This is a genomic window from Pseudarthrobacter sp. PS3-L1, from assembly GCF_030063285.1.
Taxonomy (GTDB): Bacteria; Actinomycetota; Actinomycetes; order Actinomycetales; family Micrococcaceae; genus Arthrobacter.
Genome location: NZ_JASISU010000001.1, coordinates 93,262 through 119,855, shown reverse-complemented (window position 1 = coordinate 119,855; position 26,594 = coordinate 93,262). Strand labels below are relative to the sequence as shown.

23 protein-coding genes and 1 tRNA gene are annotated in these 26,594 nt (G+C 62.8%); 10 read left to right on the top strand and 14 right to left on the bottom strand.

The features are described 5' to 3' along the window. Positions 1 to 14: 14 nt before the first annotated feature. The 5 genes from QMG79_RS00570 to QMG79_RS00550 form a co-directional block, all read right to left on the bottom strand. Complete coding sequence (locus QMG79_RS00570; RefSeq protein WP_349357240.1) at positions 15 to 1,820, bottom strand: ABC transporter permease subunit; 1,806 nt, start codon at positions 1,818 to 1,820, stop codon at positions 15 to 17. Continuing rightward, positions 1,817 to 3,358, bottom strand: coding sequence for an ABC transporter substrate-binding protein (locus QMG79_RS00565; protein ID WP_283536627.1), 1,542 nt, complete (start codon positions 3,356 to 3,358; stop codon positions 1,817 to 1,819). Before QMG79_RS00565 ends, QMG79_RS00570 begins: the two co-directional genes overlap by 4 nt. Positions 3,359 to 3,425: 67 nt before the next feature. Beyond that, the gene (locus QMG79_RS00560) at positions 3,426 to 4,688 is read right to left on the bottom strand and encodes an MFS transporter (RefSeq protein ID WP_283536626.1); all 1,263 of its coding nucleotides are present in this window, start codon (positions 4,686 to 4,688) and stop codon (positions 3,426 to 3,428) included. A 5-nt stretch (positions 4,689 to 4,693) separates the two neighbouring features. Next, complete coding sequence (locus tag QMG79_RS00555; RefSeq protein WP_283536625.1) at positions 4,694 to 5,488, bottom strand: ABC transporter ATP-binding protein; 795 nt, start codon at positions 5,486 to 5,488, stop codon at positions 4,694 to 4,696. Further along, on the bottom strand, positions 5,485 to 6,246 hold the full coding sequence (locus QMG79_RS00550) for an ATP-binding cassette domain-containing protein (RefSeq protein ID WP_283536624.1): 762 nt from the start codon (positions 6,244 to 6,246) through the stop codon (positions 5,485 to 5,487). The genes QMG79_RS00555 and QMG79_RS00550 overlap by 4 nt, the downstream gene beginning before the upstream one ends. 143 nt (positions 6,247 to 6,389) lie before the next feature. Here QMG79_RS00550 and QMG79_RS00545 point away from each other — a divergent pair, with 143 nt between their 5' ends. Both QMG79_RS00545 and QMG79_RS00540 read left to right on the top strand, forming a co-directional pair. Further along, positions 6,390 to 7,061, top strand: coding sequence for an NUDIX hydrolase (locus QMG79_RS00545; protein ID WP_283536623.1), 672 nt, complete (start codon positions 6,390 to 6,392; stop codon positions 7,059 to 7,061). A 146-nt stretch (positions 7,062 to 7,207) separates the two neighbouring features. After that, positions 7,208 to 9,424, top strand: coding sequence for a hypothetical protein (locus QMG79_RS00540; RefSeq protein WP_283536622.1), 2,217 nt, complete (start codon positions 7,208 to 7,210; stop codon positions 9,422 to 9,424). 40 nt (positions 9,425 to 9,464) lie between these two features. Here the strand turns inward: QMG79_RS00540 and QMG79_RS00535 are convergent, their stop codons facing one another. Next, a complete protein-coding gene (locus QMG79_RS00535; RefSeq protein ID WP_349357239.1) occupies positions 9,465 to 10,535 on the bottom strand; it encodes a LacI family DNA-binding transcriptional regulator in 1,071 nt (356 codons plus the stop codon). Positions 10,536 to 10,845: 310 nt separating this feature from the next. On the opposite strand from QMG79_RS00535, the gene QMG79_RS00530 reads away from it, so the two are divergent. From QMG79_RS00530 to QMG79_RS00520, 3 genes are all read left to right on the top strand, one after another. After that, positions 10,846 to 11,547, top strand: coding sequence for a ThuA domain-containing protein (locus tag QMG79_RS00530; RefSeq protein WP_283536621.1), 702 nt, complete (start codon positions 10,846 to 10,848; stop codon positions 11,545 to 11,547). Continuing rightward, positions 11,532 to 12,614 carry a Gfo/Idh/MocA family protein gene (locus QMG79_RS00525; protein ID WP_283536620.1) on the top strand — a complete coding sequence of 361 codons (1,083 nt, stop codon included), beginning with the start codon at positions 11,532 to 11,534 and terminating at the stop codon, positions 12,612 to 12,614. The genes QMG79_RS00530 and QMG79_RS00525 overlap by 16 nt, the downstream gene beginning before the upstream one ends. A 93-nt stretch (positions 12,615 to 12,707) precedes the next feature. Continuing rightward, entirely contained in the window at positions 12,708 to 12,965 is a 258-nt protein-coding gene (locus QMG79_RS00520) for a DUF4235 domain-containing protein (RefSeq protein WP_283536619.1), read from the top strand. A gap of 78 nt (positions 12,966 to 13,043) precedes the next feature. On the opposite strand, the gene mnhG is transcribed toward QMG79_RS00520, so the two are convergent. From mnhG to QMG79_RS00490, 6 genes are read right to left on the bottom strand one after another with little or no spacing between them, the layout of a single operon-like run. After that, entirely contained in the window at positions 13,044 to 13,451 is a 408-nt protein-coding gene (gene mnhG, locus QMG79_RS00515; protein ID WP_502934678.1) for a monovalent cation/H(+) antiporter subunit G, read from the bottom strand. Next, on the bottom strand, positions 13,432 to 13,710 hold the full coding sequence (locus QMG79_RS00510) for an MrpF/PhaF family protein (RefSeq protein WP_283536618.1): 279 nt from the start codon (positions 13,708 to 13,710) through the stop codon (positions 13,432 to 13,434). Before QMG79_RS00510 ends, mnhG begins: the two co-directional genes overlap by 20 nt. Further along, positions 13,707 to 14,255, bottom strand: a complete 549-nt coding sequence (locus QMG79_RS00505; RefSeq protein ID WP_283536617.1) for a Na+/H+ antiporter subunit E — start codon at positions 14,253 to 14,255, stop codon at positions 13,707 to 13,709. The genes QMG79_RS00510 and QMG79_RS00505 overlap by 4 nt, the downstream gene beginning before the upstream one ends. Next, positions 14,252 to 15,952 (bottom strand): Na+/H+ antiporter subunit D, encoded by a 1,701-nt coding sequence (locus QMG79_RS00500; protein WP_283536616.1) that lies wholly within the window; start codon positions 15,950 to 15,952, stop codon positions 14,252 to 14,254. Before QMG79_RS00500 ends, QMG79_RS00505 begins: the two co-directional genes overlap by 4 nt. Continuing rightward, positions 15,949 to 16,539 carry a Na(+)/H(+) antiporter subunit C gene (locus QMG79_RS00495; protein WP_283536615.1) on the bottom strand — a complete coding sequence of 197 codons (591 nt, stop codon included), beginning with the start codon at positions 16,537 to 16,539 and terminating at the stop codon, positions 15,949 to 15,951. Before QMG79_RS00495 ends, QMG79_RS00500 begins: the two co-directional genes overlap by 4 nt. Further along, complete coding sequence (locus tag QMG79_RS00490) at positions 16,536 to 19,622, bottom strand: Na+/H+ antiporter subunit A (RefSeq protein WP_283536614.1); 3,087 nt, start codon at positions 19,620 to 19,622, stop codon at positions 16,536 to 16,538. The genes QMG79_RS00495 and QMG79_RS00490 overlap by 4 nt, the downstream gene beginning before the upstream one ends. A 192-nt stretch (positions 19,623 to 19,814) precedes the next feature. Here QMG79_RS00490 and QMG79_RS00485 point away from each other — a divergent pair, with 192 nt between their 5' ends. From QMG79_RS00485 to QMG79_RS00475, 3 genes are all read left to right on the top strand, one after another. Beyond that, the gene (locus QMG79_RS00485; RefSeq protein ID WP_283536613.1) at positions 19,815 to 21,218 is read left to right on the top strand and encodes an MFS transporter; all 1,404 of its coding nucleotides are present in this window, start codon (positions 19,815 to 19,817) and stop codon (positions 21,216 to 21,218) included. An 81-nt stretch (positions 21,219 to 21,299) separates the two neighbouring features. Beyond that, the gene (locus QMG79_RS00480) at positions 21,300 to 21,782 is read left to right on the top strand and encodes a cation:proton antiporter regulatory subunit (RefSeq protein WP_283536612.1); all 483 of its coding nucleotides are present in this window, start codon (positions 21,300 to 21,302) and stop codon (positions 21,780 to 21,782) included. Positions 21,783 to 21,786: 4 nt separating this feature from the next. Further along, positions 21,787 to 22,971 carry a cation:proton antiporter gene (locus QMG79_RS00475; RefSeq protein WP_283536611.1) on the top strand — a complete coding sequence of 395 codons (1,185 nt, stop codon included), beginning with the start codon at positions 21,787 to 21,789 and terminating at the stop codon, positions 22,969 to 22,971. An 18-nt stretch (positions 22,972 to 22,989) separates the two neighbouring features. On the opposite strand, the gene dcd is transcribed toward QMG79_RS00475, so the two are convergent. Continuing rightward, positions 22,990 to 23,565: a dCTP deaminase gene (dcd, locus tag QMG79_RS00470; RefSeq protein WP_283536610.1), complete on the bottom strand. Its 576-nt coding sequence runs from the start codon at positions 23,563 to 23,565 to the stop codon at positions 22,990 to 22,992. A 147-nt stretch (positions 23,566 to 23,712) separates the two neighbouring features. Here dcd and QMG79_RS00465 point away from each other — a divergent pair, with 147 nt between their 5' ends. Beyond that, entirely contained in the window at positions 23,713 to 25,605 is a 1,893-nt protein-coding gene (locus QMG79_RS00465; RefSeq protein WP_283536609.1) for a CAP domain-containing protein, read from the top strand. A 66-nt stretch (positions 25,606 to 25,671) separates the two neighbouring features. Here the strand turns inward: QMG79_RS00465 and QMG79_RS00460 are convergent, their stop codons facing one another. Beyond that, entirely contained in the window at positions 25,672 to 26,109 is a 438-nt protein-coding gene (locus QMG79_RS00460) for an SRPBCC family protein (protein ID WP_349357238.1), read from the bottom strand. Positions 26,110 to 26,466: 357 nt separating this feature from the next. Here QMG79_RS00460 and QMG79_RS00455 point away from each other — a divergent pair. Continuing rightward, positions 26,467 to 26,540: transfer RNA gene (locus QMG79_RS00455), tRNA-Gly, on the top strand. The last annotated feature ends 54 nt before the right edge of the window (positions 26,541 to 26,594 follow it).

Sequence of the window (26,594 nt, the reverse complement as noted above, 5' to 3'; positions counted from 1 at the left end):
CTGTTGGGCGAGGCCTACTTTACACCGGCGCGCGACCTGGCGGCAGGCTCACCCGTCACAATGGGCCGGGCACCGGCCCGCCCAGATTCACTCCTGGCGCTGCGGGAACCGCGAACGCCCAGGCTGGAAAGGGATACTGCAAGCATTGACGCCAGCACCAGCGCCGAACTCGGTGCCAGTACCGCCCAGGGAGCGCGCTCCACGTAGCCGATTCCTTCCGCAAGGATAAGGCCCCATTCAGGGGTGGGCTGACCCGGGCCAAGGCCCAGAAAGCCGAGGGATGCAAGGGCTAGCGCAGTCCCAGGCAGACGGAGCGCAGCGTGCCGGGCCACCGGGCCCGCCACGGCGACAAGGATGTACCGCCACATCATTCGTCCGCGCCCCACGCCCAGGACGGGCAGGATCTGAATGTGGGGTTGGGCCCGTACTTCCTGGGCCAGCGCCGCTGTGTGAGCAGCAAGAGGGGCCCAGCTCACCAGGGCTACGGCCGCCGCAGCGCCACCGGCAGAAGGGCCCGCCACTGCTGCGACTACCAGCCCCGCCAGAATGGGAGGGGCTGCGTTAGCAACCTCCAGGGGACCTGTTGCCGCCAGCGGAAACATGCCGACAACCAGGGCAGTCAGCAGACAGGCCACCACCACCAGCAGCGCCATTCCCACAGTTGAAACAGCCCCGTGCCCCACCCTTGCCAGGAGGTCACGGCCGCTGGCATCCGCACCAAACGGCAGTGCCCAGCTGGGCGCTGCGAGCCGTGCGTGGGCCGAGGTAAACGGGTCACGCAGCAGCCCCAGGCCGATGATTGCCGCAAGGAGCCCCCCGGCTACCACCGGAACGGCGTGATCCCGGCCGCGAGCTGCCATGACGGATCCGGCGATCGGCATGGTTCCCGCCCGCAGCGCAGGGCCAAGAAGCACCAGGCGGACTCCTGATCCAGCGATTCCAATGCATGCCGCCACGCCTAGCAGGGCAAGGATTCCAGCCTGCAGGGTGGGTATGTCCTGTGCCGCAGCAGCGCCAAGAGTTGCTCGTCCCAAACCGGGAATTGCGTAGATTTTCTCCACGGCCACGGCACCGCCGGTCAGTCCAATGATGACCAGCCCACCCTGGCTCACCACGGAGGGCAGGGACCGGCGCATGACCGCGCAGGCAATGGCAGGCCGCGAGAAGCCTGCCATTCGCCAGGTCTGGACCCAGTGTTCTGCGTACGAGCCGGCCAGGGCATCAACCAGCAGTCTCCCCAGCAAGCCGCCCGCCGGAATGCCCAGCGAGATCGCCGGCAGGACCACATTCCGCGGCCCCTGCCAGCCAAAGGGCGGAAACCAGCCCAGCCACACGGCTCCCACCACCAAAAGACCAGCGGCAAGGAGGAACTCCGGCAACGCAGTCAGTGCTGCCGCAAGCGCCCCCGTACCCCTGTGCGCTACTCCGCTGCGGAGCAGGATTGGCAGGCACATCAGGGCGCACACCAGCAGCGCCACAACCATGGCGGCGGCCATGAGGGTCAATGAAATACCCAGCGCAGCAAGGATGCCGGGGCCAACAGCTGTATTGCTGACCCACGAGGCGCCGAAGTCTCCGCGGAGCACGCCCGCGAGCCAGGAGCCGAAAATGGAGAGTGGACCCCGGTCCAGGCCAAGTTCCGCGCGGACCGTGGCGAGCGCTTCCGGAGTTGCTTCCAACTCGGCATACCGGCCACGGAGGATTGTGTACTCAGCGCTGCGGCCGGAGAGCCAGGGGAGCATTCCCACCAGCAAAACCACGGCGAGGACAGCAAGTATTCTCGAGGCCGTGACCTTGAGCATGGCGGGAACCGGCATCATTGAGCGGACACCGAGGTTTTATTGGTGATCAATGCACGCTCGCGCGGATCCCGCTCCACACCCGTGACGCGACTGGACTCACCCTGGATGACCCTTTCGTGCAGCATGGGCACTGCCGCATCAGTGGCCATGACCTGGGCCTCGGCGGCCATGATGGCTGTTCGCCGCTGGTCGCCCGCCGGAATGGCTGTTGCCCTAGCCAGCGCCGCATCAACATCAGCGCTACAGAGCTGGGAGATGGTGAACGATCCCCCGCAGGAAAAATCACTGACCATGTAGGCCGCGGGGTCCCCGGAATCCAGAACCGTTGCCCTGGACAGGATAAAAGCATCAAAGGCTCCGGCCAGCGCGTCCGCCTCGATGAACTGATATTCCCGGACATCCTGCTCCACCACAAAACCAGCGGCTTCAAGCTGCTGCTCCAGCTGGACAGCAACTTCAGGAAGTTCGGCACGGTCCGTAAAGGTTCCCAGGCTGATTCTCACGCCGTCCACGGGCGCCGGAGCGGCACGCTTCCTAAGGATGCCTGCGTATGAATCAGAGGTCCGCAGATCAGCTGCCCAGTCAATTGCGGGACCCAACAGGCCATCTGCGCCGTCGGCACGCCCCTCGTACACTCCGCTGATAATCGCCGCCCGGTCAATGGCGGCACGGGCAGCTGCCCGTACGGCTGGATCGGCGAACGGCCCCTTTTGCGCGTTCAGGTAAAGGGTGTTGGTTCGCGGCATGGGAACCTCGTGCACCAGGTCTGGGTCCACCTGGCCAACCTGGCCCACGGGAACAGCCTCCACAACATCCGCTGTTCCAGTCCGGAGCGCAGCAGCGCGGGCAGTGCCGTCAGGGACAAAAGACACATCTATCCCGGCAGCGGCAGCCGTGTCACCCCAGTAGCCGTCAAAGCGTTCAAGTGTTGCAGCAGTGGTGCCGTCCACTGTGGTGAGCCGGAACGGACCGGTCCCAGCGTTGACCGGATTGACCACGCCGCCGGCACTGTAGGCCGACGCCGCCAGGATTGCCAGCTGCGGGCTGGAGAGGCGCTGGGGTACCAGTGGATCCTCGACAGCCGTGGTGATGATGACGGCGTCGGGTCCGTCCGCACGTGCCGCAAGGCTTACGCCGTCGAGGATCCGGGGCTTGGGGCTTGCGCTCGCAGCAGCGGTCAGGGAGCCAACCACCTGCTCCGGGGTCAGGGCTGTTCCGTCGTGGAACATAACGCCCTGACGCAGTGTCACGCGCCACGTGGTTGGAGCCACCTGCTCCCACGCCGTGGCCAGCGATGGCTGCGCATCGCCAAGGTTATCGAGGGTCACGAGGGTTTCCGCTGCGCTCCAGCGGGACAGTTTGAAGGCATCGTCGCTGAGCGGGGTCAGGCCGGAACGCGGCGGCTGCAGCATCACAAGGCTGATCCTGCCTGCCCCGGAACCCGACGTGGATTCTGACGCAGCGTCCGGAGAAGCCGCAAAGCAGCCACTGGCGCTCAGGGCCAGCGCTGATGCAAGCAGGATTCCGGCAAGGGGCCGGCGGGGAGAAAGCGGCATGGTGTTCCTTCTGATTTGTGGGATGCGTGCGCAGTGGCAGGGGGACGTGACGTCGAGGAACGACTCCTCATGACCATGCAAGGCGGGGCATTCCGGGCTGAGGCAGGAAATACCTGATGCACAGACCTGACACGGCGGAGGCCGCGGCAATGGCAGCCCAGGGAACTGCCGCGCCCGGACCTGGCGTTTCCGCTGCGGCGTAGAACGGGCCAAGGGCAAGGTTTCCCAGGAGCACGGCTATGCCCCCGCAGGTGGAGTAAAGGCCGAAAAACGATCCGGCGCCATGCGTGCCGGCAAAGTCCTGGACCAGCGCCAGCGCTAGCGGGACCACCATCATGTGGCCGAGGGCAAGCCCGGTGACCAACAGGAGTGCCGGGGCGAGTTCGGTGCCGGCAGCAGGTATAACAGGCGCCAGAATGGCCGCCGCGCCGAGCCCCAGGGCCTGCAGAAAGAAGCCTGCCGGCAGTGCCTTGCGAGCGCCCATCCAGCGAGCCAATCGACTGACGGGAAGCTGCAGGATGATGGTAAGGACCGAAACGTAGGCAAACACGAAACCGAACGCGGCTGTCTCGAGGCCAGCCCTTTCCAGCTCCAGTGGCAAGCCGAGGTATAGCTGGTTGTAGCCGAGCAAACTGACACTGCCGAACGCCGCGAAGCAGACAAAGCGCCTGTCCCGCAGGCAGGCCCACGCTCCGGGCTCACCGGTAGCCTTGGCCAACCGCGCGTCAGCCGGCAGTCCTTTCCAGAGGACACCGGCCATCAGCAAGAAGATGGCTGCGCCAGAAAGGACAGCTGTCCTGAAGTCGTAGCCCAGAAGCAGGGCACCCAAAACGGGTCCCAGCACTGCGCCGCACTCACCGCAGACGGCAAGCCAGGCGAACAGAGATGCGGAACGCCGCTTCACGGGCTGCCTGTCTACAGCTCCCACCAGGCTTTCCATGGCGGGTGAGAACAACGCGCCTCCCATGCCGGTGACGATGGCACCGATTAGGAACAGCGGGAGATCACTGGCCGTGGCGAGCACCACGTAGCCAGCTACCCTGACCAGGCAACCCAGCAGCATGATACGCCGGGCGCCCCAGCGGTCAGCGGCGACGCCGCCGAACAAAAACAGCCCCTGCTGGCTGAAGGTGCGAGCACCCAGGACAAGGGCGACCGCCGTCGTCCCCAACAGGAATTCCTGCCGCATGGCGATCGCTAGGAAGGGTACTACCGAGTAGAAACCGATGTTGAAAATCAGCTGGCTACCCAACAGCAAGCTGGGTCGGGGCGGTGTTCTGCCGATGGTGGTGCTGCTTATGCGTGTTTCCAGCTGCTGCCTGGTATCCACGCGCGTCACCGGGGGGCCAACGCAAACCCTGGAATGGAAGCTACGAGTTCCTGGGTAACGCTGTGGAGCGGTCTTGCAAGTAGGTCCGCAGTGGCGCCTTCCTCGACAACTGATCCCCCCGAAAGAACCACCAGCCGGGCGCATAGACGGCCCACTGTGGGCAGGTCATGGGAAACGAACAGCAGGCCCAGGCCGTCCTCGCTGACTACCTTGTGCAGCAGGTGCACCATGGAATCGCGCAGCGGGAGATCAAGGCCACTGACAGGCTCGTCAGCTAGCAGGAACCGCGGCGAAACCACCAATGCCCTGGCAAGGCAGACACGCTGGTTCTGGCCGCCGGACAGCTCTCCGGGTTTCCTGACCATTACCTCGGCAGGCAGCTCCACTCGGTCCAGGGCCTGACGGATCAGGGCGCGGTGGGCACCGGGGATCTGTAGTTGACGGAGCGGTTCCGTCAACAGTTGCACAACGCTCATCCGTGGATCCAGGCTGCCTGCTGGGTGCTGCGGAACGTACTGGACTTCTTTCCGGTACCAGCGCAAGGCGGATGCCGGGCCGGGAATGACGCGTTTGCCCGCCAGGCTGATCCAGCCCGCGTCAGGACGCTCCCATGCAAGGAGGCTGCGAAGCAGCGTGGACTTCCCGGAGCCCGAGCGGCCCACCAGACCAACGGCTTCGCCAGGCGCAAGGGCCAGCGAGACATTGTCCAGGGCGGTCACGGGCAGCTGCCCCCGGCCAGCAAACACGCCACGACGACGATACGTGTGGTGCAGTCCGTGGGCAGACAGGGAGGTATTCATGCAGCGGGCCCTGTCGCAATGCGCACCAGGGCCTGGGTGTACGGGTGGTGCGGGCGGCCAAGGACCTGATCCATGGCACCTGACTCCACCACGTGCCCGTCCTGCATCACCAGGACTCGATGGCACAGTGACGCCGCAACTGCGACATCGTGGGTGATGAACAACAGTGCGGCACCCGTGCCGGAGTAGGCAGTCAGTGCGCGCAGGACCAAGGCCTGGCTGACCGTATCCTGTGCCGTTGTTGGCTCATCCGCGACGAGCAGTCGGCTCCGGCACGCCAGTGCCAGGGCAATACAGACGCGCTGGACCTGGCCACCGGAGAGCTCGCCGGCGTAGGCGGACAGGATCCGGACCGGATCATCCATTCCGACTGCCGCTAGCAGGCGGGCTGCTTCCTGCCGGGCTCCGGGTCTAGAGAATCCGGACTGCCTGAGGGGCACTCTGAGCTGGCGCCCAACGCTCACCAAGGGGTTGAGTGCAGTGGCCGAGTCCTGGTGGACGGCCGCAATTCCAGCTGGCCGGCGCGCTGCCGGGAGTGCCGGATCGATCCCCACTCCAGCAACGGTGAGCCTGCCGGTGACACTGAAATGCGGGGGTAAGGAGCCCATAATCACCCCGGACGTCACTGACTTTCCCGAGCCGGACGCACCCAGGAGCGCCACCCGCTCACCGGGTTCGACAATGGCATTGAGGTTCTCCACCACCATCCTTCTGCCGACCGAAACGCACAGGTTGTGGAGCGAAAGGGCGGCAGGCATGCAGGGGTCCTTGCTGGTGGGGACGACGGATTTTCAATGCTATCCATAATCATTCTCAATAACAACCAAGCTGTAGTGCCGCCCCGGACACTCCGCCCCAGGTGCCACAATGGCCATAGGACATCTAGACAAGGGGAAAGCCAGTGCACAACGCCTCGGAATCCACCGCCACGCCCGCACGTGAGGCCGCCAGCGTCATCCTGCTGCGTGACCATCCTGACGGCCGCCTCGTTTTTGTCCAGCACCGGGTGGCATCCATGGATTTTGCGGCGGGCATGGTGGTCTTTCCGGGCGGGCGGGTCGACCCCGCTGATTCTGTGGACCGGGATTTTCCCCAGCAACTCCTTGCGGAGCATGCGAGCGCCTGGACTCACACCAGCATTGGTGGTGACAACGCCGGCGCCGGCGCGGCGCGAATACTGTCCGCTGCACTCCGTGAGGTACTCGAGGAAACAGGGGTGGCATTACCCGCAGCCACCCTGACACCCTGGGCCAACTGGGTCACGCCCAGCAATCTACCCAAGCGTTTTGATACTTTTTTTTATGTCACGATCCTCCCTGCGAACCTGGAGCCGCTGCACCAGACCACCGAAGCCACCCACTCCGGGTGGATGCGGCCCGAGGACATCCTTGCCGCCGAGGATCGAGGCGAGCTCAAGCTAATGCCACCAACACTTGTCCTGCTGGATGAGCTGGTGGCCATGGGCCCGGCCACGCGTATTGCGCCCCGGCCAGTTCACCCGGTCCTCCCGCAGCCCGGCGACGACGACCACTTCTTCCGCCAGCGCCTTGCCTCGCGTTCCGCCAGGGAGTAAGGGCATGGAACGGGCCACCGGGACCCACCCCCCTTGACAACCACGATCAGGCGCACAAGGATCAGGAGTGAGAAAACGCTTTCTGTCACGTAGTCGGTCTCCAGCGTTCCGGGGCGGGACGTTCCCCTCCCCGTCGAAAGGCACGCGTGGCACGCCGCTCCGAAGATCACCGCATCAACCGCAGGGAGCTCGTGGCGCGGCACAACATCATCCAGGACCATCTGGATCCGCAGAGCCCGGTATCGGTAGGAAATGGCGAAATCGCGTTCACCGTGGATCTGACGGGGCTGCAATCGTTTCCGGACTCATATCCGGTGGCAGTCTATGAAAAAATGCACGACGCCGGCACTCCCGGCACGCTCCTGGGGACACAGTCGCAGTGGGGCTGGCACTCCACACCACCGCCTGAGCCTTACGACCTCTCAGGATCGACAATCCTGTTCGAATCAGCCAGGGGCCGCGTCCCGTACGTTGACCAGCTCAGTGCAGACCCGCTCTACACCGGCCCCGCTGCTGCGGCAGAACAATGGTTGCGGGCCAACCCGCATCGCCTTGACCTTGGGCGAATTGGCTTTGCACTGGAGACTGCCGGAGCGACAACAGCCCTGGACCCTGCTGATGTCAGTGCCCCGACACAGACCCTGGACCTCTGGACGGGTGTCCTGACCAGCACCTTTACGGCCCTTGGCCACCGCGTTACAGTCCACACGGCCTGCCACCCGGAGCGGGACCAGCTTGGCATCGAGGTGACGTCAGAGGCCCTGCGGCATGGGCTGGTAGTCACGGCCGCTTTTCCCTACGGCTCACAGGAGTGGCACAACGCCGCCGAGTGGCATTCTCCCGGCGCTCACCTCACGCGCCTGGAGCACGTTGGCTCCACTGCGGAAGCCTCAGCCTGGCTCATCCATCGCCACCTTGATGAGACCCGGTACACGGTCCTTGTGGACGGTTCCGGCCTCCACGTACACCAGCAATCCGACCATCAGGTGACGATCCGCTGGGCCGCGACGGGTCCTCGGACAACAGTGCCTCGGATGGACCTGTCCATAGCGTTTGAGCCCGTGGCCAACGGCGCGTGCACACCATCCCTGCACGGCACCGAGGCGTGGCCGGATCCTGCTGATGACCGCTCAAGGGCCGCGCACCACCCCGTGATGCTCGCCTCAGCCCGCCACTGGCCCCGATTCTGGGCCAGTGGCGGCGCCCTTGACCTCCACCACACCAAGACCCCGGACGGAACGGTAGATCCGCAGGCAGCAGAGCTGGAACGCCGCGTTGTCCTCTCGCAATACCTAACGGCCGTCAACTGCGCCGGGTCCCTGCCACCCCAGGAAACAGGCCTGGTCTGCAACTCGTGGCGCGGGCGCTTCCACCTGGAAATGCACTGGTGGCATGCTGCGCACTTTGCGCACTGGGGAAGGCCAGAGCTGCTGCTTCCCTCCTTACGGTGGTACCGCACGGCCCTGGAATCATCGCAGGAAAGGGCAAGGTCCCAAGGGTTCGACGGCGCAAGGTGGCCCAAGCAGGTGGCCCCGGACGGACGGGAGAGCCCCAGCCCCATTGGGACCTTTCTGATCTGGCAGCAACCGCACCCCATCCATCTTGCGGAACTGGCCTACCGGGCAGCACCCACCCCGGAACTCCTGGCGGAATTTGCAGACGTTGTCTTCGAATCAGCGGATTTCATGGCGTCCCTGGCCGTCAGGACGGAGCGGGGATTCGCTTTGGGAGCACCCCTGATACCCGCCCAGGAAAGCTACGCCCACACCCGCCGCGCGAACTCCAACCCCACCTTCGAACTGGCGTACTGGCAATGGGGCCTGCGGACGGCCGCGGCATGGCGTGAGCGCCTCGGCCTGCCAGTTCCGCCCTTGTGGACGGAGGTTGCAGACTCCATGGTCTCCCCCCGCATCCTGGACGGCGCCTATCAGGGAATCGACGGGGAATCCTTCACCATCCGCACGGATCATCCCGCCATGCTGTGCGCCCTGGGCCTTGTCCCGAAGACAGACCTGATTGATCCGGCCGTCATGGCCGCAACCCTCGATGCGGTGCTGGCTGATTGGGACTGGGACAGCACGTGGGGCTGGGACTATCCGGTACTTGCCATGACGGCAGCGCGCCTGGGCCAACCCGGCAAGGCCGTTTCGGCGCTTCTGCTCAATGCCGAGAAGAACACATTTTTGGCTAACGGGCACAATCGCCAGACACCTGCACTGCCGCTCTACCTGCCCGGCAACGGAGGGCTCCTGAGTGCAGTTGCACTGATGGCAGCGGGATGGGACGGTGGCCCAGAAACGCATGCTCCTGGTTTTCCCGACTATTGGACAGTGGACTGGGAAGGCCTGGTACCGGCCCCGTGATGCAGCGCCCAGCGCAGCAGGTGACCCGGCCCGGCGCCCTTCATCGGGCTGGAGCAGCCGTCGAGCCACGCACCACGAGCCTGGTGGCAAGTTCCACCCTGCGGGAGTCGAGGACCTCGCCATGAAACTGGCGCAGCAGTGCCCGGAGCGCGGCGCTTCCCATGTCACGCAGCGGTTGCGCAACAGTAGTCAGGGCCGGAGCGCTATCAACGTCCTGCGGAACACCATCAAAACCCACCACGCTCAGACTTTCAGGGACCGTAATCCCCATCCGCCGCGATTCGGCCAGGACACCCAGGGCGATACTGTCATTTCCGGCAAAGATGGCAGTGGGTGGTGCCGGCAGACGCAAGAGGCGGCGAAGCCCCTCGACGCCCCAATCCTGCCCAAACTCCCCCATCAACACCTCTGCGGCGGTCACCGGCAGTCCATGGGATCGCATCGCGGCAAGGTAGCCGTGGAGTCGCGCCTGGCTGCATTCCACCGCTTCCGGGCCACCCAGGTGAGCGATCCTGCGATGCCCCAGGGCCACCAGGTGCTCTGTCGCGGCCTTGCCGCCCGCCCAGTTGGTGGCACCGATACTGACCACGTCCGCCGGCGGTGGATTCAGTGGATCAATAGCTACGACCGGAATCCTCTTGCGCCGAAAAGCACTCAACTGGGCGGCATCAAAGGTTGATGTGACTGCGATCAGGCCACCACGGCCCTCATCTGCCATGCGCTGGGCCCTGCGCTCTGGACTTATGGCTAACGCAAGGTCCGCCGGAGCCACGCTGAGGATAATTTCTGCACCCAAAGAGGCCGCAGCCGCCATGATCCCATGCAGGATCTCAAGGGAGTAGGTGGAGCCCAAAGCATCAAAGTGGACCTCCACTACCGTGCTTTGAGTTGCGCGATTTTTACGCTGGAGTGGGGACCTGTAGCCCAGTTCCTCCAACGCCTCCACTACCGTGGCACGTGTCGTCGGAGAGACATCTGCCCTGCCATTGACCACCTTGGACGCCGTTGGCACCGAGACACCCGCCCTGGCTGCCACTTCGGCCAGGGTCGGCTTTGCCGCCATATTGGGCGGCACCGGCTCGGTATGCACACGCTTCGTACTTTCGTTCACCTCCAGAGCCTAGCCGCTTCGAAAAATTTCGGAAAGGTTGGCAATCCGAATGTGTGGTCAAGACCCTGCAATTCTTTAGTTTTCTTTCTAAACTTTAGATGCATTTTGCCTTGACGGTAATCCAACGAGACGTTAGTTTGACTACGGAAGAAATTTCATTGCCGAAACTTTTCGAAAAATCAGGACATCCTGACGCATTCCCAACCGCTCGACGTGAGCATGGCCGGGACGCCTTCATGGGGGCAGCGCACTCCCGCTGGCGTCGCCAGATATCGCGCCGGCACACCATCACGCCAATCAAAGGAATCCCATGAACGCCGCTCCGAAATCCGCACTCATTGTGCGCGGTGGCTGGGACGGTCACCAGCCCGTCGAAGCCACCGACAGCTTCATGCCGTTCCTCAGGGACAACGGCTACAGCCTCCGGGTGGAAGACTCACCGGCCGTCTACGCAGAAACGGACTACCTCTCCGGCGTCGACCTCATTGTCCAGTGCGTGACCATGTCCACCATTGAACAGGACGAGTTCCAGGGGTTGCGGACAGCTGTGGAGAACGGGACGGGCCTGGCTGGTTGGCATGGCGGAATCGCAGATTCGTTCCGGAACTCCTCGGACTACCTTCATCTGATTGGCGGCCAGTTCGCCAGTCACCCCGGCAAGCCGGCAGCGGAACGGACCGGGGAGCAGTCCGACAACTACGTGCCGCACATGATCACCATGCTTCCGGCAGCAGCAGCCCATCCCATCACTGCTGGGATCCAGGATTTTGAGCTCACCAGCGAACAGTATTGGATCCTGGCGGACAGCTATGTCGATGTCCTGGCGACCACCACGCAAAAGGTCCGGGACGCGGACCCGTGGCACCGCGAAGTAACCTCACCCGCCCTCTGGACGAGACTCTGGGGCAAGGGCCGGATCTTCGTCAGCACTCCAGGACACCGCATTGACATCCTGGACAATCCCAACGTCCGCACCATCATTGAAAGGGGAATGCTATGGGCATCCCGCTGAACGTCGGAATCATTGGCTGCGGAGCCATCAGCGCCCAGTACCTCGCCACCTTCGAGCGGCTCACCGCAGTCAATCTGGTCGCAGTTGCGGATCTGGACATGGAGCGGGCGCAGTCCGTAGCAAACAGCCATCCTGGTGTCCGTGCCGTGGACGTTGTCGGACTCCTGGCCGCGACCGACGTCGATCTCGTCCTGAACCTGACCGTCCCCGCAGCTCACGCGGACATTGCCCTGCGGGCCATCGCCGCCGGCAAATCCGTCTACGGGGAGAAGCCGCTGGCCACCACAACCGCTGACGGACGCAAAGTCCTCGACGCTGCGCGCACGGCCGGTGTCCGGGTTGGTTGTGCACCGGACACAGTCCTGGGGACGGGAATCCAGACAGCACGCAAGGCCCTGGACGATGGCGTGATCGGAACGCCTGTCGCCGCAACAGCCACCATGATGACTGCCGGGCACGAGCAATGGCACCCCAATCCGGACTTCTATTACCAGCCAGGCGGCGGCCCGCTCCTGGACATGGGCCCCTACTACGTCGCAGCCCTCGTGACCCTCCTTGGGCCCGTAGCTTCCGTGGTGGGTGCCGCCAGCCATACGCGGCCGGAGCGGACCGTGGGCAGCGGACCCCGCGCGGGCGAACAGATCCCAGTCAGCGTCGAGACCCACGTCACGGGTGTCCTCACCCATGCCTCGGGAGCACTCTCCACACTGGTGATGAGCTTCGACGCCGTCGCAACCAAGAGCTCCAACATTGAGGTCCATGGGACGGCAGGGTCCCTCATTGTGCCCGATCCAAACCATTTTGACGGCGAAGTAAGCCTCTTTGCACTGGGCGGCAACGAATGGACTGTCCTGCCTGTCTCTGCGGGGTACATCGATGGCGGACGGGGAATCGGGATCGCCGACCTTGCGGATACGCCCGCCGGCCAGGAACCCCGCGCTGGCGGAGCCCTTGGTTTTCACAGCCTGGACATCATGGAGTCCGTGCTCGAGTCCGCGCGGAGTGGGCACAGCGTAAAGATCGGAAGCACGGTTGACCGGCCCCTGGGTGTTCCGCTGACAGCTTGATTGGGCCTTGGGTGTCCAGGTGAGCAACAGTGGCCCGAACGTCGCGCTACGCTGAAAGGGAAAACCTGTTCAATGCCCTAAAGGAGCACCCCCATGAACCTGCTCATCAAACTTCTTGGCACCGGTATCAGCATTGTTGCTGGCCTGGTGGGTACTAAGATCGTCAATTCCATCTGGGAAAAGTCCACCGGGGACAAGCCCCCCACCGACAAGGACACCGAGACCACCTTGCGGTCTGCGCTGACTTTCGCCCTTATCTCGTCACTGATCAGCACCGTCATCCAGGTCCTGGCCAACCAGGGCACCCAGAAGGCCATCTCGCGCTTCGCCAAGACGCAGGACATTGTCTGACCCGAGGCGCTCCAAGAGCCCTCAACTGACCCGCAACCGACGTCGAAAAATCCCCTTTTCGAAGCTTGTGTTGTGAGGTCAGTTGGGGGTTTTGTTGTCCCTGGCGACTTTGCCTGCAGCTTTCTGGACCACTGCGTCCAGCTCATCCGTCACCAGCAGCTCCTTGTGCAGGTGCTTGGTGCGGTAGCCGGCCCGGCCAACCATGTGGGCGGACACGGGGACTGTCAGCAGCTGGAAAAGCCAGGCCACAACAAGGATTGGCCATACCCACCAGGTACGCATCTGCAGGCCCAGCGCCACCAACAGCAGGAAGAGCCCCAGCACCTGGGGTTTTGTGGCTGCATGCATCCGGCTCATCAGATCCGGAAACCTGAGCAGCCCAATGGCCGCGGCGAGTGACATGAGTGCGCCCAGAATCATGCACACAGCAGAAGCTGCATCAATGACCAGGTCTACAGTTGCTGGCTCAGGGTTCAACGGGCTCATCCCTTCGATCGGCGACAAACCGGGCAACGGTCACGGATCCAATGAATCCGATCAAGGATATTGCCACTACCAGCACCAGGTTGTTCAGATGGCGGCTCACGGCCATGTCGATGCAGAGGCCGGCTCCCACAATCACCAGCAGGACGTCGGCAGCGAGTACCCGGTCAAGCAGGGACGGACCGCGCGCAATCCGGATAATGGCCCCGGCAGCAGCCAGGGACAAGATTACTGCTGTCACAACCACAACAATGTCCATCATGGCGCCACCTGTTCCTGGTTGAGTGCCGCGACTTCTTCCTTGGTGCCCATAATCCGGATCAACCCCGCCTCGATATTGCGCACATCGCTGCGAAGGTTTTCGATATCGGCTGCGGACTCGATATTGAGGCCGTGCAGATACAGGGTGGAGGTGGACCTGTCCACCTCCACCACCAGCGACCCCGGAATAAGGGAAATCACGTGCCCAGTGGCGGTGACCATAAGGTCCTGGCGGCTCCGCAGGGGCACCGCAACAATGGAATTACTGACCCGGGGCCCTCGCACCACGGCCTGGTACATGACCTCAAAACTCGCCAGGAACACCCGCCCCACAAAAATTACGGCAAACGGGATGGCGCGCAGGACGTTGAACCGTCCGCCAAGTTCCACGGGCGGAAGGTAGAACATCCTGACGACGGCGATCGCGATCAGGGCGCCGAACACCAGGTTGCCTGGGCTGAAGTCCTGCCAGAGGGCCCCCCAAACAACGATGAGCCAGACCAGCAGCGGCAGCTCCTGGCGCAGGGATACTCGACGACGGCTCATTTGTCACCACCCACAATCTGCGCTGGTGGTATTTCGGCGGTATCACCCAGGACGGCATGAATGTACTCGGTGCGGTCCAGCATCTCCTGTCCAGCCTGGTCGGAGAGTTGGAAGAGGGGCCCGGCAAAAACCGTCAGCGCAACACCTACAACAACAAGGCCCAAAGTGGACCCCACCATGGTGCGCGGTAGCAGGACGGCACCGTTGGCTTTTCGCCGCATTGTGGCCGTGGAGACACCCAGCACGCTGGCAGCCTCGCTGATCTGCTCCGGAGTGCTTTGCGCCACTGCGGGTGCACCGTTGGCATCGGCCTTGTCGTGGCGACCATCGGCCGTGGTGCCCGCAAGCAGCAGGGCATCGGGATTCTCGGCGTCTTCGGGTTTGCGCCAGAAAGCGCGGTTCCAGACCCTGGCAATGGCCAGCAGGGTCAGCAGGCTGGTGAGGACGCCACCAATGACCAGCGCGTAGGCAAGTGGGGTTCCTAGCTCAACGCCGGCCTGAAGCAGGCCGAGCTTGCCCAGGAATCCAGAGAAGGGCGGAATCCCGGCTAGGTTCATGGCTGGGATGAAGAACAGGAATCCCAACAGTGGCGAGAGCTTTGCCAGGCCAGCGAGTCTGTCCACGGAGGAGCTTCCGCCGCGGCGTTCTATCAGGCCGGTGACCATGAACAGGCTGGTCTGGATGGTGATGTGGTGTGCCACGTAGAAGACTGTCGCACCGAGACCTGCTACGGACGAGAGGGCAAGTCCGAAAATCATGTAGCCAATGTGGCTGACCAGGGTAAAGGAGAGCATTCGCTTGATGTCGCTCTGGGCCAGCGCACCCAGAATCCCCACCACCATGGTCAGTAACGCGGCCACCATCAACGGTGAGTTGAGGGTATTGCCCGGGAACAGCAACGTCTCCGTCCGCACAATAGCGTAGACACCGACTTTGGTGAGCAGTCCGGCGAACACGGCAGTCACCGGCGCAGGTGCTGTTGGGTACGAGTCGGGAAGCCAGAATGACAGCGGGAAGACTGCTGCCTTGATCCCGAACGCCACAAGCAGCAGGACGTGCAGGAGAGCCTGCGTCCCAGTGTCGAGCTGGGCAAGTTTTATCCCCAGATCAGCCATGTTGATGGTGCCCGTGGCCCCATAGATCATGGCAATGGCAATCAGGAACAATACGGATGACACCACGGAGACCACCACATACGTCACTCCGGCCCTAATGCGGGGGCCAGTGCCACCCAGCGTCATCAGCACGTAACTGGCTGTCAGGAGGATCTCGAAGCCCACATAGAGATTAAAGAGATCCCCTGAGAGGAAGGCATTGGAGACACCGGCCACCAGGATGAGATAGGTGGGGTGGAAGATTGAAACGGGAGCGTCCTGGTCGCCATCCGCCATGCCCTGGCCGGTGGCATAGATGAGGACAGCCAGGCTGACCGCTGAGGAAACCACCAGCATCAGCGAAGAGAACTGGTCCACCACCAGGACAATGCCAAAGGGTGGCATCCATCCGCCGATTGTCACAGCAGTGGTTCCCCCATTCCACACGGAGGCAAGCAGTAGGCATTCCAGCAACAGGGTCAGGGACAGCAGCGCAATACTCACTGTGCGCTGCGCCCGGGAATGGCGGATCAGGACAAAGGTAAGCGCCGCGCCCAGGATGGGCAGGAGCACTGCGAGGGGGGCCAGATCGGTCAGGTTCATTTCAGTCCGCCTTCGGGTCCGGGAGTGACGTTCTGGGAGCCTGGCTTTTCTTCTGCATCGGCATCCTTGACTGCGATCTCCCGACCCCCAGCCTCGATGGTCTCTTCTGCACCCTCAGAAGAGCCCACCGGCGGGTAGTTGGATATCTGGTCTCCGTCAATGCCCAGCATGGTCAGCGGAAACTCGGACGTTTCGAGTGGTATCTCAGCGTCGTCCTCCGCGTCGAAGCTGGGGGTTTCGGCCACCCTGAGGTCTTCGACGTCATCCTGGATTTCATCCTGCCGGGCAAGGACCCAGGTCCGGTAGATGATGCCGAGCATGAATGCCGTGACAGCGAAGGAAATAACGATTGACGTCAGGATCAGCGCCTGGGGTAGCGGATCGTTGTATTCGCCCGCCGGTATATCTTTCTCGTACAGCGGGGCAAGCCCGGAATAGCCGCCGGTGGCCAGCAACAGGAGGTTGGTGGCGTTGGCCAGCATCATCAGCCCCAGCAACACCCTGGTGAGGCTGCGTTCCAGGATGAGGTAGATCCCGCAGGCATAAAGAATCCCCATGACGGAGAGCAGGGTCAGGTTGACGCTCATGGGGTGCCTCCGGGAATGGTGCCAACCGTGCTGTCAGCTTCTTGGTCCGCTGAGGCTTCCCCGCGGACCTGACGGGAATCACTGCCCTCAGCACCGGCGTCGTCCGCCTCCACTGCTCCCGATTCCTCATCTTCAATATGTTCATCGATCTCTGCCCCGAGGCTGCGCAGCACATCCAGGACCAGCCCAACCACCACTATGTAGACACCAATATCGAAAACGGTGGACGTAACAAATTTGATGTCACCAAAAACTGGCAGCCAGAATTCGATGATGGCTGTCTGGAAGACCTGGCCACCCATCATCAGCGGCAGCACACCGGAGATCGCGGCGACTGCCAACCCGACGCCCAGCAGGGTGCCAGCGCTGATGGGCGTGGCTTCACGGAGCTCGAAGCGTCCGCCTGCAAGGTAGCGGATGGTCAGGGCCAGTCCAGCCATGAGCCCACCGGCAAAGCCTCCACCGGGAAGATTGTGGCCGGCGAGCAGGAGGTAGATGGAGAAGATGATCATCGAATGGAAGATCAGCCGGGTAACCACTTCGAAAATGATGGAGCGGCGTTCTGGCGCCAACGTCCGGCCCGCAACAATCCAGGCATCCCGGGTAGAGGCAGCGAACTTGCGGCTGAGTGCCAGAACGGCAGCGTCCTTGGACCCCGGCTGCGCAGAGCTGCGCCGGCCAACAGTTCCCTCGGCAACTGTGTTGGTGGCCCGGATGTGCTCGCCGCGGTTCCGGACAAAGATCAGGCTGGCGATTCCCGTGGCCGCGAGTGCCAGGACGGCAATTTCGCCGAAGGTGTCCCACACGCGAATGTCCACGAGCGTCACGTTGACAATGTTGAGCCCACCGCCGCCCTCGTAGGCAAGTGTGGGGAATTCCAGGGAGACAGGCATCGCCACACGAGCGCCCATGGCATAGATGGCCGTGAAGATCATTGTCAGGCCAAAGGCGGCACCGATGATCACCCGGACCACGCGGTACTTGCCGCCGGTTCTGTCACGCAGCTGCGCGGGCAGGCTGCGCAGCCCGAGGACAAACGCCACCAGGATGATGGTCTCCACCAGCATTTGCGTCAGCGCAAGGTCTGGCGCGCCCTGGAGGGCGAAGATCAGGGCAATTCCATATCCGGTGACGGACACCATCAGCACTGCCAGGAACCGCTTGTTGGCCCTGACCGCCGCGAGCGCACCCATGACGATTCCTACTGCGATCACCAGCTGGAGTGGAGAATTTGGGTCAATGAAATATAGGCCGCCAGGCAATGGTTTGTTCGCGATGAGTATGGCCGTGAGCGGCAGCACAAAGGCCACTGTCAAGATCACGGCGAGGTAGAAGAACAACGAACCACGCTGGGTCCGTCCCGTCACCCAGACGGCAACGTCATCAAGCGCGCCGATGGTGAGCTGGTAGCTGCGGTCGCCATCCACCCAGCCCGGCACCCTGGACTGAGCGCGGGAGACCGCACCCCGGCCAAAGTACATGGCCAGACCCAGGGCAAAAGTGATGGCAGTGAGCCCCAGTGCCGGGGTGAGACCATGCCACAGCGCCAGGTACCCCGCCTGTTCGGCGGGAGTGCCGGCGTCGGGCGCGGTACTGGCGAACTGGGCCGCATAGGGCTGGATCCAGGAATCCACAGGAGCGGGCCAGAGTCCGTACACAATGGTCAAAACGCTGAGCACGGCCGGAGCTGCCACAAACGCTGGTTTGATGGCCTTGAATTTGGTGCGTTTGACACTGTCCTTGACCGCAAACGCGCCCCACATAAACCTGGCGCTGTAAGCAAACGTGAGGATGGAACCCACCACCACTCCCACCAGGATCACCACTGACCAGAAACTGCCCCCGGTGACCTCTACATGATGGACAAAAGCTTCAAGGACGGATTCCTTGGCTACAAACCCGGCCACCAGGGGGACGCCGGCCATGGACGCTGCTGCCACAGCGGCTACAACACCGAGCGCAGGAGCAGAGCGGAAAACGCCGGAAAGCTTGTGGATATCGCGAGTACCGGCCTGGTGGTCAATGATCCCCACCACGAGGAACAGCGTCGCTTTGAACAGCCCGTGAGCCAGCAGCATGGCCAGCCCAGCCAGCGCCGCGTCAGGCGTTCCCAGGCCCACCACCATGGTCAGGAACCCGAGTTGGCTGACCGTTCCATACGCCAGGATGAGCTTGATGTCCGTCTGCCGCAGGGCGCGGTAACCACCCACCAGCATGGTGGCCAGTCCAAGTCCCAGAACTACCGGCTCCCAGTACGCCGTTACGGCAAACGCTGGAGCGAGTCTCGCCACAATGTAGACGCCGGCCTTGACCATGGCGGCCGCATGCAGGTATGCACTGACTGGAGTGGGAGCGGCCATGGCGCCCGGGAGCCAAAAGTGGAACGGTACCAGCGCAGATTTGGTGACTGCACCCACCAGAACCAGCACCACCGCGGCAGCGATGAGGCCTGCGCTTCCTCCGGAGACCAGTTGGGGCGCCATCTCCAGGATGGTTGAAATCCTGTAGGTTCCGGCGGTGAAGCCGATCATGATCAAGCCCACCATCATGGTGAGTCCGCCGGCTGTGGTGACAATCAGGGCCTGCAGGGCAGAGCGTCGCGCCGAGAGCCTGGTCCGGGCGTAACCAATCAGCAGGTAGGACAGGACGGTGGTGAGTTCCCAGAAAATGAACATCAGGAGCAGATCATCCGACATCACGAGGCCGAACATGACGCCAGCAAACGCCAGCAACTGGGCGCCAAACCCGCCCAGGTCCTCATCCTTGTTCTTGAAGTATCTGGCGCAGTACACCAGAACAAGCGCACCAACACCGAGCACCAGCAGGGACATCACCCAGGCCAGGGCGTCCATGCGGAAGGCGAGTTCCAGCTTGAGCCCTGGCACCCAGGGCAGAACCTGGCTGATGGAGCCACCAGTGACTGGCGCGTCTGCTGCATAGATGACCGGGTACTGCAGGACGAGCCACACAAACGATGCCGCCGGTACCAGCGCGAGGCCGTAGAACGTGTTCCTGCCGAACCGTCGGAAGATAAACGGTGCCACAGCAGCCACCACAAAGTGCAGGGCAAGAACTGTGATCACTGGTATCTCCGCAACGTCAGGGATTCGATTATCAAGGTAAGAGCAGGCGGTTCATTCGTAAGATGTCAGTCCTTCAACTTTATCAAGAGCTGGCAAACGTTTTTGCACACACCATTGACGCAGGACCTTCCAGTCCGTTGCTGGCGAGGGCGTGTTTCCCCCACGTTCGCCACGGGCGGATACCATCAGCCTATGAATCCGGAGAGCGCATCCCCGCCAGGCACCAGATTGTCGGAACTCGCTGCGGGGCCTGGCACCGTCACTCGAGGAAAGATTGTTGCCTGGGCGGCCTGGGACTGGGGGTCTGCAGCCTTCAATGCCGTGATGACCACTTTCGTCTTCACGGTCTACCTGACCTCCGAGGCCTTTGGTGACAAAGACGCCGCCTCGGCCATGCTGGGAGCAGCCTTGGCTGTCGCGGGCCTCGCCGTGGCACTGTTGGCCCCCATCACGGGGCAGCGCTCGGACAGCGGCGGAGGCCGTAAAAAATGGCTTGGCGTGAACACTGTTGCAGTCGGCATCCTGACCGCCCTGTGTTTCTTTGTTTTTCCAGGCCCGGAGTTCCTCCTTCTCGGCGTGACGCTGATAGCCCTGGCCAACGTGTTCTTTGAGTTCGCCAACGTGAACTACAACGCGATGCTGGCGCAGATTTCCACTCCGCAGAATGTGGGCAGGATCAGCGGCTTCGGGTGGGCCATGGGGTATGTGGGCGGGATCGTTGCCCTGTTGCTGGTCCTTCAGCTCTTTGTCCAGCCAAGCTTCGACTGGTTTGGGGCTTCAACGGCGGACAGCCTCAACATCCGGCTCGTGGCCGTTTTCTCAGCACTGTGGTTCATGATCTTTGCGCTGCCGGTCTTGTTTGCACTGCCCGAAGTCCCTCGCCCCAACCAGGCGGAACGTCCCAGCTTTCTGGCGTCCTACGGGCTGTTGTTCCGCAGGATAGCCGCGATCTACCGGACCAGTCCGCACACCATTTTTTTCCTCCTGGCAAGCGCGATTTTCCGTGATGGGTTGGCGGCAGTATTCACCTTCGGTGGCGTCATCGCTGCGGGGACCTTCGGGTTCAGCCTCTCCCAGGTCATCTTTTTTGCCATCTTCGGCAACATCGTGGCGGCCCTGGGCGCTGTTTTTGGCGGGTTCCTGGATGACAGGGCCGGGCCCAAACGGGTCATCATAGGTTCATTAATAGGATTGCTGTTTTCTGGGAGCGCCATCCTGGTGTTTGGCAATGCAGACCAGGCTCTTTTTGGGCTCACGTGGTCAGGGACCACAACTTTCTGGATCTTTGGCCTGCTGCTGTGCCTCTTTGTTGGTCCGGCGCAGTCGTCCTCCCGTGCATACCTTGCCCGGTTGGCTCCCGACGGCGAATCCGGTGAACTGTTTGGGCTCTACGCCACCACGGGCCGGGCCGTCAGTTTTCTGGCGCCCACACTTTTTGCCCTTTCCATAGCCGTAGCCGTTCCGTTGGTGGGACCAGGCGAAGCCCAACGCTGGGGAATTTTGGGCATCATGGTGGTTCTGCTGGCGGGCCTGTTGGTGCTGCTGCCGGTCAAATCGCCGGCAAAAACCGTCATCGCAGTGGTGCCCCACTCCTAGCTCGCCGCCTCAGGGCAGGAGGGCCGACGGCGGCTGCCGGGCAGCCGCCGTCGGCTCCCAGCCGAGGACTAGTCTTGAACCATGAAAGTCGATGAAACAGACCTTCCGGGCTTTGGCCGCCGGAAAGACTTCGTGACTGCTTCGGGGCGCCGGATCGGCGTCGTGGAATTGCGCGAAGGCAGGACAGAGCTGATTGTCTCCACCTGGGATGATCCCGATACGTGCCAGGCGTCCATTGCGCTGACCGGTGACGAAGCGGTCACGCTGGGCAACCTGCTCGGCGGACAACACCTTGCCATGACCCTCACGGAGGCGCACCGGGACATCCCCGGGATTGTTACGCGGCAGTTCTCCATTGCCGCGGATTCACCGTTCCAGAACCAGCCCATGGGCAAGGCCCAGATCCGGACCCGGTGCGGCGTTTCCATCGTGGCGATCATGCGCGAAGGCGAGGTTGTGCCCTCTCCTGCGCCTGACGTCGTCTTGCATCCTGGTGACCTTCTGGTCGCGGTGGGAACGCAGCAGGGCCTCGACTCAGCAGCCTCTATTCTGCGCAACGGCTAACGGCATGGCGCCCCTGGCACTGACGCTCATTGAGCTGGGAGCTGTTGTCTCCTGCCTGGGCCTGCTGGCACGGCTGGCCAGCCGCATAGGCATGTCGCCGATCCCGTTCTACCTTCTGGGCGGGCTCGCCTTCGGCGCTGGGGGAATCATCGAGCTGGACGGGATGAAGGAGTTTTCCCACCTCTCCGGCGAAATTGGTGTCATCCTCCTGCTCCTCATGCTGGGGCTGGAATACACGGCCACCGAACTTGTCACAGGGCTCAGGCGGTCCTGGCAGGCAGGAGTCCTGGACTTCGTCCTGAATTTCCTGCCCGGAGCCGGACTCGCGCTTGTCTTGGGATGGGGTCCAGTCGGGGCAATGGTCATGGGCGGCGTGACGTATATATCGTCATCGGGAATCGCTGCGAAAGTGATTACGGATCTTGGCCGGCTGGGAAACCGGGAGACGCCCGTGGTGCTGTCCATCCTGGTTTTCGAGGACCTGGCCATGGCGCTCTACCTCCCCATTCTGACGGCCACCCTTGCCGGAGTCAGCTTCCTGGGTGGCCTGCAGACGGTGGGGATCTCTCTGGCCGTGGTAACCCTGGTGCTGGTGGTGGCCTTGCGGCACGGCCACCGGGTATCCAAAGCCGTACACAGCGAGAATTCGGAGGTCTTTTTGCTCAATCTCCTGGGATTGGCGCTGCTCGTGGCTGGTATTGCCTCAGCGCTGCAGGTCTCGGCGGCCGTGGGCGCCTTCATGCTGGGAATCGCAATTTCCGGCGCCACCGCCCATAGTGCCACGAGGATCCTCGAGCCCCTCCGCGACCTTTTTGCGGCGATCTTTTTTGTGGCATTTGGACTCAATACTGACCCCGCATCTATCCCTCCGGTCCTGGGCTGGGCACTGGCCCTGGCAACCATCACCGCAGCCACCAAGATGCTCACGGGCATCTGGGCTGCCAAGCGCGCGGGCATTGGCCGGCCAGGCCGCTTCCGGGCTGGGGCAGCCCTCATAGCTCGCGGCGAGTTCTCGATTGTGATTGCTGGCCTTGCTGTCGCCTCAGGAATTGTGCCGGCAGAACTTGCTGCCCTGGCCACTGCCTACGTGCTGATCATGGCTGTCGCTGGTCCCCTTGCCGCCCGGTTCGTGGAGCCTGAGCTGAAGCTGGCCCACCGGCCGGTGCGGCGCAATCCGGCCCCCGCCTGAGCGCCACACCTGGCGTCGCTAGATCTGCGTACGGTGGAAATTTAGGTGGCTGCGGCTGGCGGTAGGACCACGCTGGCCCTGGTAGCGGTTGCCATATTCGCCTGACCCATAGGGATGTTCGGCCGGAGAGGTCAACCGGAAGAAGCACAGCTGGCCAATCTTCATGCCGGGCCACAGCTTGATGGGCAGCGTTGCCATATTGGACAGTTCAAGCGTGACATGGCCTGAAAAGCCCGGATCGATGAAGCCCGCAGTGGAGTGGGTCAGCAGCCCCAACCGGCCCAGGGAAGATTTACCTTCCAACCGGGCAGCAATATCGTCCGGGAGCGTCACGGACTCGTAGGTGGAGCCAAGCACAAACTCGCCCGGATGCAGGATAAACGGTTCGCCGGACTCCGCTTCCACGAGGCGCGTCAGTTCCGGCTGTTCCTCCGACGGATCAATATGTGCGTATTTGTGGTTGTCGAAGAGCCGGAAGAATCGGTCGATCCGCACGTCCACGGAAGACGGCTGCACCATCGCCGGATCATACGGTTCGAGGACAATCCGCTGGGAGTCTATTTCGGCGCGAATATCGCGGTCAGAGATCAGCACGCCTTCCAAAATACCGCATGCATTGTTGCCGGCCGTTCTCGCGGCTAAGGTAGCTTTCAATTGTCCTGCCGCTGCTGGTCCGCTGCGTGCTTAATGGGACGCCTGAAAAGCTGGGGAAAAGTGAAAAAACTTACGATATCTTCCGTCATGGCTGCGATTGCCGTGATGGCGCTATGCCTGCCTGGCGCTGGCACCGGGGCTGGCGTGCCTGCACGGGGAGCGGAGACACCCGCGGTTACCGCATCTGCTGCCGCACGGGACGCCGAATCGCCCGCAGTTGTTGCCGGCCCAGATTCTTCCGCGATTCCCGCAGCGTTCACAGCGCCTGAACCAGTCCCGGAACCAGCTCCGGAAACGGCGCAGACGACGCCGGATGGCACCGAACCATATGAAACCGGCACGCCCGCGCCCACCACGGACGTAGATCAGCTAGCCCTTTCAGTTCCACCGGAACAGCTCCTTACCGTCACAGCGGCGGATGCCGGCGCAGCGCCTGGGTCAGCTCCGACGTCGCCCGACGGTCTGCCCGGAACTGCCGAGCCGAGCGAGCCGAGCCAGCCGAGCCAGCCGAGCGAATCACCGACTGATCAGCCTCCAGCAACCCCGGTTGGCGAGGAGCCTCCAGCTGTACCGGTTCTGGACCCGCTCTGGGGGCCCGATTCCCTAGCGGAGCCACAAGCCGCGGCCGGTACGGCCCAGGCCCGCATGGCCGCGCCAGCAGCCTCCGCGCCAGCAGTTGCTTCGCCCCAGGCACTGGTTTCGCAGAGCAACGCCGCTGCCATAACCACCGTCTTCAACGCAATCAACGCCTACCGGGCATCACGAAACCTCCCGGCGATCAGGTATCACGCCACTGTTGCCGGCATGGCCCAGGAATGGTCAAACACCATCGCGTCGCGTGAGGTCATTGAACATCGTTCCAATTTTTGGACTGATCCAAGAGCACTTAATCCGAACAACGGTGCGGGTGAAGTGATTGCCGTTCGCTGGGATCGGGATGCAGCCCAGCTTGTGGAGTGGTGGAAAACTTCACCGAGCCACAACGCAGCGCTGCTGGATCCACGCTTCTCGGTTATGGGCATCGGCGTGACGTACACGGACGGGAACTGGCAGACCACTCCCAACCGATTTACCATGTGGGGCGTGGTCAACTTCTTCGGCTACGCCACACTTCCCGCCGGTACCACTGCGGCGCCAGCGGCTGGTGCAGGCGGCTCCGGCGGAACAGTTCCTCCTGCTCCACCGGCAGCGAATCTCTGCGATCCCACGGTCAAAATCATGCCGCAAACCCAAAACCTGAGCAAAGCCTCAATCAAGGGCCCCGCTGATCTTGTGGGAGTGAACTCCGCAGGCAAATTGGTGAACAGTGTTTCCCTGGGGAGCCGCAAATTCGCCGCACCAGCCGTGATCGGTACCGGGTTCTCAACAGCACAGGAAACATTCGTCACGGACTGGGATAGGGATGGAGTCTATGACGTCTTGGTGCAGTGGAAGAGTGGCAAACTCGCTCTCTACCGGGGCAAGGTTGGCGGTGGGTTCCTGGCCCCCCTGATCCTGGGCACGTCCGGGTGGTCACCCCTCAAGCTGGCGGTAGGTGGTTGGTGCGCAAATAACCGGATGCCCCAGATTCTGGCACTTGATGGCGCTGGCAACGTGTGGCTGTATCCAAACCAGGGTTCCGGGGACCTTTTCCGCCGTACTCTTGCTGTCGGTGGAGTCTCCGCTAAGCGGCTCGCCATGGTGGATGCCAGTAGGGATGGATTCCAGGACCTGGTGGCGCTCCGGTCTGACGGAACAGTGCAGCTCTATCGAGGCAATGGCTCCCCCAAACCCCGTGCGGAGGCACGCCCAACAATCGCATCGGGCTGGCAGGACGTGGCAGGCATCAGGGCCCTGCGCAACGTCACGGGCCTCAACTCCACGGGCGTGGCGCTGCGCAGGGGAACAAGCGTGGTCCAGTACTGGGATCTCAGCAGCGGAAAGTTGGCGTCGCCGTCATCCATTGCGGGAGCATGGACCGGAATCCGTATCGCCCAGTAGCAGTTTGGCGGAGGCGAATACCGCGACGGACTCGGCCTCCGCCTGCGCGGAAGGCCCACCGGTTCCTCAGCGGACCTGGTGCCGGTCCAGGACGTCCTTCAGGCGGGACAGCTGCTCGACTTCGGTTTTGAGTCCGCGCTGCACCGCACCGCCGAAAAGGCTCATGAGTCCACGGGGGTGGTATTCGAGGGCGTAGCGGACCCGGGTGTTGTTGCCTTCGGTACTGAAGTAGTACCCGCCCTTGGGCCGAACAGGGCCAGCCAGGATGTTCATCTCTATCTCGGCGCCAGGCCGTGCCCGTGTTACTTCAAAGTCGCCGGCAACAGCCCGCCCGCCGGGTCCTGTCAGCAGGACCTGGTACCGGGCTCCAGCACCTCCTGCGACTCCGGCACTGAGGTGACAGCTCCGTACACCCTCGCGCCACTGGGGGAGGTTTGTTCCGTCCAGAAGATAGGAATAAACAGTCATGGCGTCGCAGTGGACAAGCACTTCGTGCTCCACCATAGCCATGGCATCCTCAATTCGCGTCGGGAAAATGTACTGACAAAGGCCGCATCCCCCGAGCGCTTCTGACTCGTTTCAGGATATCGGCCCAGACCAGCACGTCTCCAGCCACCGAGGCGTCCTTTATCGAAGAGTTACCCGATGGTCTCCGTGCTGTTACCCGCACGCCATATTGACGGCAAAAGGCGCGCTATGAGCAGTGGCGGGTGGAACCTTCCGCAACAGATTGCCACCACGCGCTTCCGCGGACATTCCCTGACCTCTGGGAGCTGCTGTTCGGGGAAGGCCCCGGACTGGGGTAATGTAAATCTCGTTGTTTCGCAGGGATTACCGCCCACTTTATTGGACGGTCCCGCTGCGGCTGTAGCTCAATGGTAGAGCGCTAGCTTCCCAAGCTTGATACGCGGGTTCGATTCCCGTCAGCCGCTCCATCTTGCCGCTTTCGGCACACTCCTCAAGCCTCGTGCCCGCCCTCCACCCGCGAT

Bases quoted from the DNA above. Each gene is read 5' to 3' on its own strand.
- QMG79_RS00555 (WP_283536625.1), bottom strand. From the start codon at position 5,488: ATGAATACCTCCCTGTCTGCCCACGGACTGCACCACACGTATCGTCGT.
- QMG79_RS00520 (WP_283536619.1), top strand. From the start codon at position 12,708: ATGAACCTGCTCATCAAACTTCTTGGCACCGGTATCAGCATTGTTGCT.
- QMG79_RS00495 (WP_283536615.1), bottom strand. From the start codon at position 16,539: ATGAGCGTCAACCTGACCCTGCTCTCCGTCATGGGGATTCTTTATGCC.
- mnhG (WP_502934678.1), bottom strand. From the start codon at position 13,451: ATGAGCCCGTTGAACCCTGAGCCAGCAACTGTAGACCTGGTCATTGAT.
- QMG79_RS00550 (WP_283536624.1), bottom strand. From the start codon at position 6,246: ATGCCTGCCGCCCTTTCGCTCCACAACCTGTGCGTTTCGGTCGGCAGA.
- QMG79_RS00500 (WP_283536616.1), bottom strand. From the start codon at position 15,952: ATGAACCTGACCGATCTGGCCCCCCTCGCAGTGCTCCTGCCCATCCTG.
- QMG79_RS00525 (WP_283536620.1), top strand. From the start codon at position 11,532: ATGGGCATCCCGCTGAACGTCGGAATCATTGGCTGCGGAGCCATCAGC.
- QMG79_RS00570 (WP_349357240.1), bottom strand. From the start codon at position 1,820: ATGATGCCGGTTCCCGCCATGCTCAAGGTCACGGCCTCGAGAATACTT.
- QMG79_RS00505 (WP_283536617.1), bottom strand. From the start codon at position 14,255: ATGAGCCGTCGTCGAGTATCCCTGCGCCAGGAGCTGCCGCTGCTGGTC.
- QMG79_RS00480 (WP_283536612.1), top strand. From the start codon at position 21,300: ATGAAAGTCGATGAAACAGACCTTCCGGGCTTTGGCCGCCGGAAAGAC.
- QMG79_RS00485 (WP_283536613.1), top strand. From the start codon at position 19,815: ATGAATCCGGAGAGCGCATCCCCGCCAGGCACCAGATTGTCGGAACTC.
- QMG79_RS00530 (WP_283536621.1), top strand. From the start codon at position 10,846: ATGAACGCCGCTCCGAAATCCGCACTCATTGTGCGCGGTGGCTGGGAC.
- QMG79_RS00475 (WP_283536611.1), top strand. From the start codon at position 21,787: ATGGCGCCCCTGGCACTGACGCTCATTGAGCTGGGAGCTGTTGTCTCC.
- QMG79_RS00565 (WP_283536627.1), bottom strand. From the start codon at position 3,358: ATGCCGCTTTCTCCCCGCCGGCCCCTTGCCGGAATCCTGCTTGCATCA.
- QMG79_RS00460 (WP_349357238.1), bottom strand. From the start codon at position 26,109: ATGGTGGAGCACGAAGTGCTTGTCCACTGCGACGCCATGACTGTTTAT.
- QMG79_RS00465 (WP_283536609.1), top strand. From the start codon at position 23,713: ATGGCTGCGATTGCCGTGATGGCGCTATGCCTGCCTGGCGCTGGCACC.
- QMG79_RS00510 (WP_283536618.1), bottom strand. From the start codon at position 13,710: ATGATGGACATTGTTGTGGTTGTGACAGCAGTAATCTTGTCCCTGGCT.